The organism is Streptomyces sp. XM83C (assembly GCF_023072675.1).
Lineage (GTDB): Bacteria > Actinomycetota > Actinomycetes > Streptomycetales > Streptomycetaceae > Streptomyces > Streptomyces thermocoprophilus.
Map to the genome: position 1 here is coordinate 1 of NZ_JALLGL010000182.1, position 13,226 is coordinate 13,226.

Genomic DNA, 13,226 nt, shown 5'->3' on the forward strand with positions numbered 1-13,226 from the left:
CCCCCGGTACCGTGCGCGCCCGCCGTGCACCGCCCCGCCCGGAACCCTCCGGCGCGGGCGCGGCGCGCGGCCCTCCGGCACGGCCCGGGGTGTCCCCGAGCCTGAGCCCCGCCATGAGCGCCGTCGGCCACGTCATCGGCAACGGCCGGTACGCCGCCCGGCTCGAGGCATGACATCTCCCCGGCAGGGCCCCGCACCGGAGCGGGGCCGACCCGCCGGCCTGCCGCTGGACAACTCCTGACCACCGACCGGACCTCAGGAAGGCGCCCACCTCCATGACCGCGACCTCCGCGACCCCCCTCCGTCTCGCCGTCGCCCTCGACGGCACCGGCTGGCATCCGGCCTCCTGGCGTGAGCCCGTGGCCCGCCCCCGCGACCTGTTCACCGCCCGCTACTGGGCCGACCTCGTCACCGAGGCCGAGAACGGCCTGCTCGACTTCGTCACCCTCGAGGACGGCCTCGGCCCGCAGTCCTCCCACGTCCTCGCCCCCGACGACCGCACCGACCAGGTCCGCGGCCGGCTCGACGCCGTCCTCACCGCCGCCCGCATCGCCCCCCTGACCCGGCACATCGGGCTCGTGCCGACCGCCGTCGTCACCCACACCGAGCCGTTCCACCTCTCCAAGGCGATCGCCACCCTCGACCACGTCAGCGGCGGCCGGGCCGGCATACGTGTCCGGATCAGCGCCCGCCCCGACGAGGCCGCCCACTTCGGGCGCCGTACCTTCCCCCGTATCAAGGGCTACGACGACCCCGACACCCTGGACTTCGTCGCCGACCTGTTCGACGAGGCCGCCGACTGGGTGGAGGTGCTGCGCCGGCTCTGGGACAGCTGGGAGGACGACGCCGAGATCCGCGACGTCGCCACCGGCCGCTTCATCGACCGGGACAAGCTGCACTACATCGACTTCGAGGGCCGCCACTTCAGCGTCAAGGGCCCCTCCATCACCCCCCGGCCCCCACAGGGCCAGCCGCCCGTCACCGCCCTCGCCCACGGCACCCTGCCCTACCGGCTTCTCGCCCGGCAGGCCGACATCGGCTTCGTCACCCCCCACGACGCCGGCCGGGCCCGCGCCGTCCTCACCGAGATTCGCGCCGAACAGCGGGCCGCGGGCCGCGCCCACGAACCCCTGCACGTCTTCGCCGACCTCGTCGTCTTCCTCGACGACACCCCCGGCGCCGCCGCCGACCGCAAGGAACGCCTCGACGCCCTCGCCGGTGAGCCGTACGAGAGCGACGCCCTGGTGTTCACCGGCACCCCCGCCGAACTCGCCGACCTCCTCCAGGAGTTCCAGCGGACAGGACTGACCGGGTTCCGGCTGCGCCCCGCCGTCCTCGGCCACGACCTGCCCGCCGTCACCCGCGGCCTCGTCCCCGAACTTCAGCGCCGCGGGGCCTTCCGCACCGCCTACGAGGCCTCCACGCTGCGCGGGCTGCTCGGCCTCGCCCACCCCGCCAACCGCTACGCCCGCGCCGTCTGAGCCGGAAGGGAGCCCACCACCGTGACCAGGCCGCAGAAGCAGATCCGTCTCGCCGCCCATTTCCCCGGCGTCAACAACACCACCGTGTGGAGCGACCCCAGGGCCGGCAGCCAGATCGAGTTCAGCTCGTTCGTCCACTTCGCGCGCACCGCCGAACGCGCCAAGTTCGACTTCCTGTTCCTCGCCGAGGGCCTCCGCCTGCGCGAACAGGGCGGCAAGATATACGACCTGGACGTCGTCGGCCGCCCCGACACGTTCACCGTCCTCGCCGCGCTCGCCGCCGTCACCGACCGGCTCGGCCTCACCGGCACCATCAACTCCACCTTCAACGAGCCGTACGAGGTGGCCCGCCAGTTCGCCACCCTCGACCACCTCTCCGGCGGGCGCTCCGCCTGGAACGTCGTCACCTCCTGGGACGCCTTCACCGGCGAGAACTTCCGCCGCGGCGGCTTCCTGCCCCAGGAGGAGCGCTACTCCCGCGCCAAGGAGTTCCTCGCCACCGCGCACGAACTGTTCGACTCCTGGAAGGGCGACGAGATCGTCGCCGACCAGGACAGCGGCACCTTCATCGGCCGCCCCGACGCCGGCGCGTTCGCCCACCACGGGCAGCACTTCGACATCCAGGGCCGCTTCGACGTGCCCCGCTCCCCGCAGGGCCGCCCCGTCATTTTCCAGGCCGGCGACTCCGAGGAGGGCCGCGAGTTCGCCGCCGCCGAAGCCGACGCGATCTTCAGCAGGCACGGCACCCTGGAAGCGGGCCAGGCCTTCTACCGGGACGTCAAATCCCGCCTGGCCCGCCACGGCCGCCGCCCCGAGGACCTGCGGATCCTGCCCGCCGCGACCTTCGCCCTCGCCGACACCGACGCCGAGGCGGAGGAACTCGCCCGGGAGATCCGCCGGCAGCAGGTCAGCGGCGCCACCGCCATCCGGCACCTGGAGTTCGTGTGGAACCGGGACCTGTCGGCGTACGACCCGGACGGGCCGCTGCCCGACATCGACCCGGACGTGGAGTCCGAGCACCTCGCCCGGGGCCGCGCCCAGGTGCACATGTACCGCGACCCGATCGCCACCGCCCGCGAGTGGCGGGAGCTGGCCGAGGCCAACAACTGGTCCATCCGCGACCTCGTCATCAACACCGGCAACCGGCAGAACTTCGTCGGCTCCCCCGAGACCATCGCCAAGACCATCGACGCGTACGTGCAGGCCGACGCCGCCGACGGCTTCATCCTCGTCCCGCACATCACCCCCGGCGGCCTCGACGGGTTCGCCGACAAGGTCGTCCCGCTCCTCCAGGAACAGGGCGTCTTCCGCACCGACTACGAGGGCACCACCCTGCGCGACCACCTGGGCCTGAACCGGCCCGCGTAGGCCAGAGCCGGGCCAGGGGCCCCACTGGCCCGAAGCCCTGACCACGGCACCCGCGCGTGACGCCTCAGTCCCACCGGCACGGCAGCGCCCTCGGACCGCCTCCCGCCGTGCCGTCGCGGCGGGGGATCTCGTCCGGCGGCACCGCGAGGCGCAGGCCCGGCAGCCGGCGCGGCAGGGTGTCCACCAGCAGGTCCGTCTGCATACGGGCCAGCAGCGCCCCCGTGCAGGAGTGCGGCCCGTTGCCGAAGGCCAGATGCGGGTTGGGGGCGCGGGCCGGGTAGACACGGTCCGGGTCGGGAAAGACCGCCGGGTCACGGCACGCCGCCGGGTAGGACACGTACACCCGGTCGCCCCTGGCGACACGGACGCCGTGCACGTCGACGTCGTCCAGGGCGACGCGGGCCGGGCCGGTGCCGCCGCGGTGCGGGACGTACCGCAGCAGCTCGTCCAGGAGCGGCCCGCGCCGCTCGGCGTCCCGCGCCCGCTCCATCAGCTCGGGCCGGGTCAGGAGCAGCAAGAACATCCTCCCGCAGAAACCGGTGACGGTCTCGCCGGCGAGTTGCAGCGGACCCGCCAGACCGGCCGCCTCCTCCTCGTCGATCTCACCGCGGGAGACCGCGGCGCCCAGCAGGGAGTACACATCGTCGCCGGTGCTGTGCGCACGGCCGCGTATCGTCTGCGCGATCCAGTCGTACAGCCGCCGTTCGGCCTCCTCACCGGCGGGACCGTCGGGGGCGAGGATCCGGCGCGCCCAGGAGTGCACCTGCTCCCGGTCCGCCACGGGCACGCCCATGACCTCGCTGACCACGATCACCGGGAACGGCTCCAGCACCCGCGTCAGGAGATCGGCGGGCGGCCCGTCGGCGAGGAGACCGTCGACCAGCGCACCGAGGACGCGGCGCGCCCGAGGGCGCATGCGTTTCATCGCGGCGGCCGAGAACGCCCCCGCGACCTGCTTCGACAGCCGGTCGTGCTCGGGCGGGTCCGCCCACGCGAGCGACCCCGGCCGCGGCCCGGCGTGCGGCCCCGACGCCCGGCGGTCCGTCACCTCGGCCCGGCTGAACCGGGGGTCGCCGGTGATGAGGCGGACGTCCTCGTACCGGGTGGCCAGCCATGCCACGCCCTCCCCGTGCGGCAGCCGGATCCGGGTGAGCGGCCCCACATGTATCGGCTCGGCGGGGACCGGGTCGGCCTCCGTGCCGTCCGGCGCGCAGGCGGCACTGCCCGGTACGGGCGGCCCCTGGCCGGTGAGCGTGGTGGTGGTCTCCTCGGTCATGCCCCCACCCTCACCGGGCCCGGCCCGGCTGTCGCGCGGGAGTGCTCCAGCGGAGGGGCGCCCGGCCCGGCCGCACGGCACCCCGTCCGAAGCCACGCATGCCGTGCACCGTCAGCCGGTGCTGCACCCCGGATGCCGTACACCTTCAGCAGGTGCGGCATCCCGGCCGCCGTGCCCCGGCGGGCGGTGCGGGGCCCTGGACGTCGTACCCGTCGTCTCGTACGGCAGCCGTCGGCCCGGCCTCCTACCGCCTCACTCGGACACCGCGTCCACCAGCCGTGCCAGGGCCGTGGCGAGGGTGTCCAGGCCGGGGCCGGCCGGGCCGCCCGGCTCGGTCATGTACGTGTCCCGGCGGATCTCCACCATCAGGGCGGTGACCCGGGGGTCGCTCCGGTAGAAGTCGAGCGGCACGTACGTGCCCCCGAACGGGCTGTCCAGGCCCGTCTCCCCGCAGCCGGCGAACGCCTCCCGCGCGGCGGAGAGCAGCTCGGGCGGCGTGTGGAAGGCGTCCGTGCCCAGGCACACGGGCGGGCGCGGGCCCGCGCCGTGCAGCTCGTAGGGCAGCGCGCTGGTCGGGTAGGAGTGCACGTCGATGATCACGGCGCGCCCGGTGGCGTCGAGCCGGTCGGCGACGGCCTCGGTCATCGCCTTCGCGTACGGCCGGAAGTACCGGGCGAGCATCGGCTCCGGGTCGTGGTCGGCGGGCCGCAGCTCCTCCCGGTGCGTGGTCCGCGTGTACACCGCGCCCATGCCGACGGCGAGCATCTCCTCCCGGTCGTCGGGGAACCGCTCCGGGTCGACGACCAGCCGGGAGACCCCGTTGACGAACCGCCACGGGATCAGGCCGGCGGTCGCCGCCGCGCGGGCGGCGATCTCGGCGGTGTGTGCGTCGGTGATGTGGTCCAGCTCCCGTTCCAGGGCGGTGTCGTCGAGGACGATGCCCGCGCGCACGTCGGCCGGTATCTCCCGCGAGGAGTGCGGGACGTGCAGCAGGACGGGGGAGTCGGCGGCCGGTCACCGTCAGCCGGGCCGGACACGGCCCGGGCACGGCGCGGAAGCCGGACATGCGTGCTCGGAAGACGGCTCCGCCCCGGCCGGGCGGTGCGCGGCCGGGGCGGAGCGGTGGGCGTGAGGCCCGGGTGTGACCTGGGCGGGACCTGGATCAGGCCTGCCGGTGTCAGCTCAGCGAGGCGAGCGCCTCGTTCCAGGTGGCCGACGGGCGCATCACCGCGGCGGCCTTGGCCGGGTCGGGCTGGTAGTAGCCGCCGATGTCGGCCGGCTTGCCCTGGACGGCGATCAGCTCCTCGACGATCTTCTCCTCGTTCGCGGCGAGGGTCTCCGCGAGCGGCGCGAACGCCTTGGCGAGGTCGGCGTCGTCGGTCTGCTTGGCCAGCTCCTGCGCCCAGTACAGGGACAGGTAGAAGTGGCTGCCGCGGTTGTCGATGCCGCCGACGCGACGGGTCGGGGACTTGTCCTCGTTGAGGAAGGTCGCCGTGGCGCGGTCGAGGGTGTCGGCCAGCACCTTCGCCTTGGTGTTGCCGGTGGTCGCCGCGTACTGCTCCAGGGACGGCACCAGGGCGAAGAACTCACCGAGGGAGTCCCAGCGCAGGTAGTTCTCCTTCAGCAGCTGCTGGACGTGCTTCGGCGCGGAACCGCCGGCGCCCGTCTCGAACAGGCCGCCGCCCGCCATCAGCGGGACGACCGACAGCATCTTGGCGCTGGTGCCCAGCTCCAGGATGGGGAACAGGTCCGTGAGGTAGTCGCGCAGCACGTTGCCGGTGACGGAGATGGTGTTCTCGCCGCGGCGGATGCGCTCCACGGACAGCTTCGTCGCCTCGACGGGGGACAGGATGCGGATGTCCAGGCCCTCGGTGTCGTGCTCCGGCAGGTACTGCTTGACCTTGGCGATCAGCTGGGCGTCGTGGGCGCGGTTCTCGTCCAGCCAGAACACGGCCGGGTCCCCGGTGGCGCGGGCGCGGGTCACGGCCAGCTTCACCCAGTCGCGGATCGGGGCGTCCTTGGTCTGGCAGGCACGGAAGATGTCGCCCTCGGCGACCGGCTGCTCCAGGACGACGTTGCCGTCCTGGTCGACGAGGCGGACGGTGCCCGCGGCCGGGATCTCGAAGGTCTTGTCGTGGGAGCCGTACTCCTCGGCCTTCTGCGCCATCAGGCCGACGTTCGGCACCGAGCCCATGGTGGCCGGGTCGTAGGCGCCGTTGGCGCGGCAGTCGTCGATGACGGCCTGGTAGACGCCCGCGTAGGAGGAGTCCGGCAGGACCGCGAGGGTGTCGTGCTCCTGGCCGTCCGGGCCCCACATGTGGCCGGAGGTGCGGATCATGGCCGGCATGGACGCGTCGACGATGACGTCGGACGGCACGTGCAGGTTGGTGATGCCGCGGTCGGAGTCGACCATCGCCAGGTCCGGGCCCTCGGCCAGCTCCGCCTCGAAGGACGCCTTGATCTCGGCGCCCTCGGGCAGCGCGTCCAGGCCCTTGAAGATGACGCCGAGGCCGTCGTTGGGGGACAGGCCGGCGCCGGCGAGGACCTCGCCGTACTTCGCGAACGTCTTCGGGAAGAACGCGCGCACCACGTGACCGAAGATGATCGGGTCGGAGACCTTCATCATCGTGGCCTTCAGGTGCACGGAGAACAGGACGCCGTCCTGCTTGGCGCGGGCGACCTGGGCGGCGAGGAACTCGCGCAGCTTCGCCACACGCATCACGGAGGCGTCGACGACCTCACCGGCGAGGACCGGCACGGACTCGCGCAGCACGGTGGTGGTGCCGTCCTCGGCGGCCAGCTCGATACGCAGCGAGCCGTCCTGCTCGACGACGGCGGACTTCTCGGTGGAGCAGAAGTCGTCCTCGCCCATGGTGGCCACATTGGTCTTGGACTCGGGGGACCAGGCGCCCATGCGGTGCGGGTGGGTCTTGGCGTAGTTCTTCACCGAGGCGGGGGCGCGGCGGTCGGAGTTGCCCTCGCGCAGGACCGGGTTGACGGCGGAGCCCTTGACCTTGTCGTAACGGGCCTTGATCTCCCGCTCCTCGTCGGTCTTCGGCTCGTCCGGGTAGTTCGGCAGCGCGTAGCCCTGGCCCTGCAGCTCGGCGATCGCGGCCTTCAGCTGCGGTACGGACGCCGAGATGTTCGGCAGCTTGATGATGTTGGCCTCGGGCTTCTTGGCCAGGTCGCCCAGCTCGGCCAGCGCGTCCGGGATGCGCTGGTCCTCGGTCAGGTACTCCGGGAAGACGGCGATGATGCGCCCGGCCAGCGAGATGTCGCGGGTCTCCACGGGGACGCCCGCCTGCGAGGCGTACGCCTGGACCACCGGCAGGAAGGAATACGTCGCCAGGGCCGGGGCCTCGTCAGTGTGCGTATAGATGATGGTCGAGTCAGTCACCGGGTGCTCCGCTCCACGTCTGCAACATTGCTCGACATCAAGATATCTCGTGATCGGGTCGGGCTCGACAGGGGCCCGACCGCGATCCGGACACATTCGCGTCCCTCGGCGTGCAACCCGATCCGCCGTTCCTGCGGTCGAGCAGGGTGATCGTCATCTCGTTCCGCGACGGCCCGACCCGTCTGCGAGGTGTCCGGCGAGGACGTCTCCGGCTTCCTGCGGGACTGGCTGTACGGCACGAGGACGCCGCGGATACCCGGCCACCCCGACGGGACGGTGACCCCGACGGGACGGTGACCCCGACGGGCCCGTCGGCCGCCGCCCCGCGCCGCGAGCGGGACGGCGGACGCCGGCACGACAGCTCCGCCACGCTGTGACGGTTCAGTCGAGGCGGGCGGCGGACACGTCGCCCGCCCCTTCCGCGCCCCGCTGCTGCGGGATGCCCGCCCCGCCCGCCCGGCGCACCGTGATGTCCCGGGCGGGTGCCGGGATACGGATGCCCTCCTCGCGGAAGCGGCGGTGCAGCCGCTTGATGAACTCGTGCTTGATCCGGTACTGGTCGCTGAACTCGCCCACGCCGAGGATCACCGTGAACCCGATCCGCGTGTCGCCGAACGTGTGGAAACGCACCGCCGGTTCATGGTCCGGCACGGCACCGGTGATCTCCGTCATCACCTCGGCGACGACCTGCGTCGTCACGCGCTCCACATGCTCCAGATCGCTGTCGTACGACACCCCGACCTGCACCAGGATCGTCAACTGCTGCTCGGGGCGCATGAAGTTGGTCATGTTCGCCTTGGCTAGCTGCCCGTTGGGGATCACGATCAGGTTGTTCGACAGCGCCCTGACCGTCGTCTGACGCCAGTTGATGTCCTCGACGTACCCCTCCTCACCGCTGCTCAGCCGGATGTAGTCGCCCGGCTGGACGGTCTTCGAGGCGAGGATGTGGATGCCCGCGAACAGGTTGGCGAGCGTGTCCTGCAACGCCAGCGCGACCGCCAGACCGCCCACGCCCAGGGCGGTCAGCAGCGGCGCGATCGAGACGCCCAGCCTCTGCAACACCACCAGGAAACCGATCGCCAGCACCAGCACCCGGGTGATGTTGACGAAGATCGTCGCCGATCCGGCGACGCCCGAGCGGGACTGGGTGACGCTGCGCACCAGCCCCGAGATCACCCGGGCCGCGGAGAACGTCACCACGACGATCAGCAGTACGGTCAGCAGCTGGTTGGTGTGCCGCTGCACGGTCCGCGTCAGCGGCAGCACCGCCGCCGCTGACGCGACACCGCCGGATATGGCCGCCCACGGCACGACGCTGCGCAGCGCGTCCACGATGACGTCGTCGCCGCTCCACTTGGTGCGCTTGGCGTGCTTGGCCAGCCAGCGCAGCACCGACCGTGACACAAGCGCGGCGAGCAGCCCCGCCGCGACGGCGACACCGGCCAGGATCCAGTCGTCCAGGGTGAGGTCGCGCGTCACCGGAGGCCTCCGGGAAGACGAACCGCGGCACGTGGGGCCGCCGGCGGCCGGATGGGAAGTCTCGTCACGTTGTCACCTGCTCGATGTTCCGGGATGTGCCTCGGCGCCGCGTCCGACGGGGCGTCAGAAGACGGCGCGCCGGCTCATCCTGCCGTATCCGGAACAGCAGTTCGTGCGGGGACTGGTGTCATCCCGCCGGGGGCGGCAGCGGCGGTGGACAGCGCGAGGCACCGGGGGGTACGGCGGCGCGCGGAGCCGGGGGAAGGGGGGACCGCCGAGAGCGCGCCCCGCATGCAGGCCTCTGGAACCGGCTCGGTTCCGGGCGTACGGGCGTGCACTCCCCGTCGTCCGACGTCACCCCCAGTCACGCAGGAGGCCCGCCCGGCGGACGTACGGTCCGCGGGCGGGCCCCGGTGGCGTGAAGTGCCGGAGGGCGGGGCTACTGCCCCGGCTCGCCCGGACCCTGGTCGTTGCGGCCGTACTGGTCCTTCATCCGTTCCTGGGCGGAGTCGACCTGCCCGCTGTACTTGCCCTGGGTCCGCTGGTCGATGTAGTCACCGCCCTTGTCGACGGCTTTGTCGGCCTGGTCCTCGTGGCCCTTCAGCATCTGCTTGAACTTGTCCATCATGCCCATGGGGGACTCCTTGCCGTTCACGGTCGGTGAAGTGGCTGACCTCCCCAGGAAAGCCGCCGACCGCAGTACGTACCCGCTCGCGTGCGCCGAACGGGTGACCGCCGGGTACCCCGCCTCCACGGGCGTACGCGAACCGTCCGGAACCTCCCCACGAGGTCGTCCGGCACGCCTGGCGAGGTCATCCCGGCTGCCCCCAGGACGCCACCCGGGAGGCCGCCGCGGCATCGGCCGCCACCTGCGCCGCCGTACGGCCCGCCCCCGCCGCGTCCCGCGACGGCGCCGTACCACCGCCCTGGGCCCGGCAGGGCAGGTCGGTCTGCCGGAAGACACGGGCCATACGGCGGGCCCACGGCGGGTCGGTGCTCAGCAGGAAGGTGATCCGGTCGGCGAAGCGTGGCTCGGGCACCGGTATCTCCACGTTCGGGTGCCGCCGGTAGCCGTGCGTGACCGTCCGGGCGACATAGTTGGTGACGGCGTCCGCGCGGTGCGGCAGCCGGCGCCGGCCGGGGGCCGCGAGATGGCTGAGTATCCGCAGCACCGTCGGAAGGCTGGCGTCGAAACGGAAGCCGTTCAGCGACGGGCACACCCCGGCGACCGGGAAGCTGTCGCCGTCCGCGGCCTCGTCCAGACCCGTCTGGTCGTACCAGAACGCGCCCGCGTGCTCCTCACCGCGCGCGTGATGGTGCAGGGACAGACAGTAGGCGGCGGGCGAGTGACCGGCGCCGGCGGCGTACTGCCACCAGAAGCGGGCCCCGTCCGCCACGCCGGCCAGGTGCAGGGCGCAGCCCAGCAGCCACGCGGCGGGCGGCTCGGGAAGCTGATCCGTGAGGAACTCCAGCGCGCCCGGCGCCACCGTCGTCACCACCACCTCGCACAGCCGGTCGAGCTGCTCGGCGGCGGTCGCGTCACCGGCGGGCTCGTCCACCTGAGGGGCGGAGACTTCGAGCGGGTCGAGCGGGTCGTGGTCCTCGTAGGCGACGGTGTCGGAGGGGACGTCGGGGCGGGGGTGGAGCCGGGCACGGGCGAGGAGGGCGTCGATGGAGGTCATGACGGGTGGGTTCACTCCCGGGAGCTGTGAGGGCTGAGGAGACGTTCGAGGGTGGCGCGGGCGTGATGGTCGACGGCGTGCGTGATGGCCGGGCTCAACCCGACCACGTCCGGGACGGTGTCCGGCGGCATACCGCACAGATGCCGCAGCACGACCACGTCCAGCTGGTCGTGCGGCAGCAGGCCGAGCACGTCGAACAGGCCGGTCAGCTCACTGAACGCCACCATGTGGCCGGGCACGCTGTCGTGCACCTCGGCCGTGGAGAAGACGGTGGCCCGCAGATCGGGTCGGCCGTCGGGGCGGCGGTGGGCGCGCGCCATGACCCGCGAACGCAGCAGCCGCCAGGCATAGCGCCGGAGATTCTCACTGGTGGCGGCCTCGTTCCAGCACAGCCACAGGATGTCGAAGGTCTCCCGGACCACGAACCGCGCCCGCTTCTCGGTGAGCAGCACCGCACGCGCGTAGTCGGTGTACGGCCGCTCCATCGCCTCGACGAACGCGCGGTGCGCCACCGGCGGAGGCTCCGGCTGCAACGCGACCTGCTCGATGCTGTGCCGGATCCAAGAGGGCTCCTTGCGGGCCTCCTGGGCCGCCGCGGCCCACAGCCGCAGCATCGGCACGGCCGGCAGGCCGAGGGCGCGGATCACGCTGAACGTGATCTCCCAGGCGGGGTAGTAGCCGTTGCCGCGCAGCAGCTCGCTGATCCGCGCCTTGGAGTAACCGGACCGGTCCACCACGTCGTCCAGCGTCAGGCCACTGGCGAACAGCTGACTGCGGACCGGCTCCAGCCACGCCCGGTGCGACAGGCCCGCGCTGTCGGAGATCGGGGCCGGTTTGCGGCCCCGGCGGCCGGCCGGCCTCAGGGCTTCCGGTGAAGGCGGCTGGTCGGCGTCGGAGCTCCAGATCATCGGGGCGGCTCCTGTCCGTCGGCGGCGACGGGCCCGGCACCGGCCGTCGGCCGCCCGCCGGGAGCGGGGGCGCCGCCGGCCGGGAGGTGCGCTTCGGGCGCGGGACAGACGCCGCCCGTGAGCCCACCGCCCGTCGCGGCGAGACCGGCCGCCGGCTGCGGGCCGCCGGGTGCGGCGACACCGCCGGCCGGGTGGCCGTCGGGTGCCGTGAGGGCCTGGACGATCTGCTGCACCAGCAGCCCCAGCGACGGCAGCAACGCGGCGACGGCCGCGACCTGCCCCAGCACGGTCATCACCGTGCTCCAGGTGAGGATCGCCGCCAGGACGGCGATCGTGAGCATTTTCCTGTTCGTCATGCCCGATGCATTCCTTTGAGGTGCCACTCGAACGGGCCTTTCCCGCGGCGGTGCTGAAGCGCCGTCAGGAAGGAGGGCAGACAGCATGGCCCGGCGCTCACCCGATACGCCATGTGATCATGGGATTACGGAACAATAGAGCCGCGCGCCGCGAACACCCCGCACGGGCGCCCGCATCCGATTCGGGAACACCCTCACCCCTTTGAGGGGGAAACACCCCGTCTGCCCGCGCCCCGGTGCCCCGGGCCGCATCATGAAAGGCGAGGCGCCACTCGACGCCGCATCGAAAAGCCCGTGCGGTCCCCTGTGCTGAAGAACCACCCAAGAGGGGACCGCACGGCACCCCGCCCCGGCCTCCGGCTCCCCGACCGTCAGTCGAACGCGCCGTGCCGGCCCGCCCCGCCCGCGAACCGCGCCGCCCCCTTGAGGGCCTGCGGGAGCACCGCCGCCCCGTACCGCACCTCGCGCAGCAGCGCCTCCTGTTCGGACAGCCCCTCCTGGTCGCGGACCGAGGCCAGGTCCGAGCGCAGACAGTCCTGCGGGAACGCCGCGAGCGTCGCCGCCAGCTCCTCCGCCGCGGCCCGCGCCGTGCCGGGCGCCACCACCCGGTTGACCAGCCCCATCTCCAGCGCCTCACGCGCCGGCACCGGACGCCCCGTCAGGATCAGGTCCAGGGCACGGCTCGTGCCGATCAGCCGCGGCAGGCGTACCGTGCCGCCGTCGATCAGCGGCACACCCCAGCGGCGGCAGAACACGCCGAACACGGCGTCCTCCTCCGCCACCCGCAGATCGCACCACAGGGCCAGTTCCAGACCGCCCGCCACGGCGTGCCCGGCGACGGCCGCGATCACCGGCTTGGACAACCGCAGCCGCGTCGGCCCCATCGGCCCGTCACCGTCCTCCGTGACCCGGTTGGCCCGGGGGCCGCCCATCGCCTTCAGATCGGCGCCCGCACAGAACGTGCCGCCCTCACCCCACAGCACCGCCGCCCGCGCCTCGCCGTCCGCCTCGAAATCCCGGAAGGCATCGGCCAGTTCGGCCGCCGTGGGACCGTCCACGGCGTTACGGACCTCCGGCCGCGACAGCACTACGGTCGTGACGGGCCCCTGACGCTCCACACGCACGGACATTGCGACTCCCCTCCGCTGCGACGGCACTTCGCTGTGACGGCATCGGGTCGCACGCTACCGGGCGGGGACGGACGGCGAGGCGCGGGCGGCGGTGCTGTGGGGTGAGGGCGGCACGTTCTGTGCGGGCGCCGATCTGAAGGCGATGGGCG

The 13,226-nt window shown here is 72.9% G+C and carries 11 protein-coding genes and 2 pseudogenes; 4 read left to right on the plus strand and 9 right to left on the minus strand.

Going from position 1 to position 13,226, the window contains the following annotated elements:
• The first annotated feature begins 275 nt into the window (after window positions 1–275).
• Together MTQ10_RS20035 and MTQ10_RS20040 are read left to right on the plus strand one after the other, a co-directional pair.
• Window positions 276–1,481: an LLM class flavin-dependent oxidoreductase gene (locus tag MTQ10_RS20035; RefSeq protein ID WP_247470040.1), complete on the plus strand. Its 1,206-nt coding sequence runs from the start codon at window positions 276–278 to the stop codon at window positions 1,479–1,481.
• Window positions 1,482–1,502: 21 nt separating this feature from the next.
• Window positions 1,503–2,849 (plus strand): NtaA/DmoA family FMN-dependent monooxygenase, encoded by a 1,347-nt coding sequence (locus MTQ10_RS20040; protein WP_247470043.1) that lies wholly within the window; start codon window positions 1,503–1,505, stop codon window positions 2,847–2,849.
• Window positions 2,850–2,913: 64 nt separating this feature from the next.
• Here the strand turns inward: MTQ10_RS20040 and MTQ10_RS20045 are convergent, their stop codons facing one another.
• From MTQ10_RS20045 to MTQ10_RS20055, 3 genes are all read right to left on the minus strand, one after another.
• Window positions 2,914–4,125 (minus strand): cytochrome P450, encoded by a 1,212-nt coding sequence (locus MTQ10_RS20045; RefSeq protein ID WP_247470045.1) that lies wholly within the window; start codon window positions 4,123–4,125, stop codon window positions 2,914–2,916.
• Window positions 4,126–4,377: 252 nt separating this feature from the next.
• Entirely contained in the window at window positions 4,378–5,118 is a 741-nt protein-coding gene (locus MTQ10_RS20050; protein ID WP_247470070.1) for an N-formylglutamate amidohydrolase, read from the minus strand.
• A 184-nt stretch (window positions 5,119–5,302) separates the two neighbouring features.
• On the minus strand, window positions 5,303–7,522 hold the full coding sequence (locus MTQ10_RS20055; RefSeq protein ID WP_247470047.1) for an NADP-dependent isocitrate dehydrogenase: 2,220 nt from the start codon (window positions 7,520–7,522) through the stop codon (window positions 5,303–5,305).
• A gap of 186 nt (window positions 7,523–7,708) precedes the next feature.
• Here MTQ10_RS20055 and MTQ10_RS20060 point away from each other — a divergent pair.
• Window positions 7,709–7,899 (plus strand): annotated as a pseudogene (locus MTQ10_RS20060) (hypothetical protein); the annotation flags it as partial.
• 4 nt (window positions 7,900–7,903) lie between these two features.
• Here the strand turns inward: MTQ10_RS20060 and MTQ10_RS20065 are convergent.
• The 6 genes from MTQ10_RS20065 to MTQ10_RS20090 all read right to left on the minus strand — a co-directional run bounded on the left by MTQ10_RS20065 (window position 7,904) and on the right by MTQ10_RS20090 (window position 13,077).
• Entirely contained in the window at window positions 7,904–9,001 is a 1,098-nt protein-coding gene (locus MTQ10_RS20065) for a mechanosensitive ion channel family protein (protein WP_247470049.1), read from the minus strand.
• A 439-nt stretch (window positions 9,002–9,440) separates the two neighbouring features.
• Window positions 9,441–9,635 (minus strand): antitoxin, encoded by a 195-nt coding sequence (locus MTQ10_RS20070; protein ID WP_247470051.1) that lies wholly within the window; start codon window positions 9,633–9,635, stop codon window positions 9,441–9,443.
• Window positions 9,636–9,813: 178 nt separating this feature from the next.
• Window positions 9,814–10,683: a hypothetical protein gene (locus MTQ10_RS20075; protein WP_247470053.1), complete on the minus strand. Its 870-nt coding sequence runs from the start codon at window positions 10,681–10,683 to the stop codon at window positions 9,814–9,816.
• A gap of 11 nt (window positions 10,684–10,694) precedes the next feature.
• On the minus strand, window positions 10,695–11,591 hold the full coding sequence (locus tag MTQ10_RS20080) for an XRE family transcriptional regulator (RefSeq protein ID WP_247470064.1): 897 nt from the start codon (window positions 11,589–11,591) through the stop codon (window positions 10,695–10,697).
• Entirely contained in the window at window positions 11,588–11,947 is a 360-nt protein-coding gene (locus tag MTQ10_RS20085) for a hypothetical protein (RefSeq protein WP_247470066.1), read from the minus strand. The genes MTQ10_RS20080 and MTQ10_RS20085 overlap by 4 nt, the downstream gene beginning before the upstream one ends.
• A gap of 371 nt (window positions 11,948–12,318) precedes the next feature.
• Complete coding sequence (locus MTQ10_RS20090; protein WP_247470068.1) at window positions 12,319–13,077, minus strand: crotonase/enoyl-CoA hydratase family protein; 759 nt, start codon at window positions 13,075–13,077, stop codon at window positions 12,319–12,321.
• Between the two features lie 70 nt (window positions 13,078–13,147).
• Between MTQ10_RS20090 and MTQ10_RS31700 the strand changes: the two are divergent.
• A pseudogene (locus MTQ10_RS31700) lies at window positions 13,148–13,226 on the plus strand (crotonase/enoyl-CoA hydratase family protein); the annotation flags it as partial.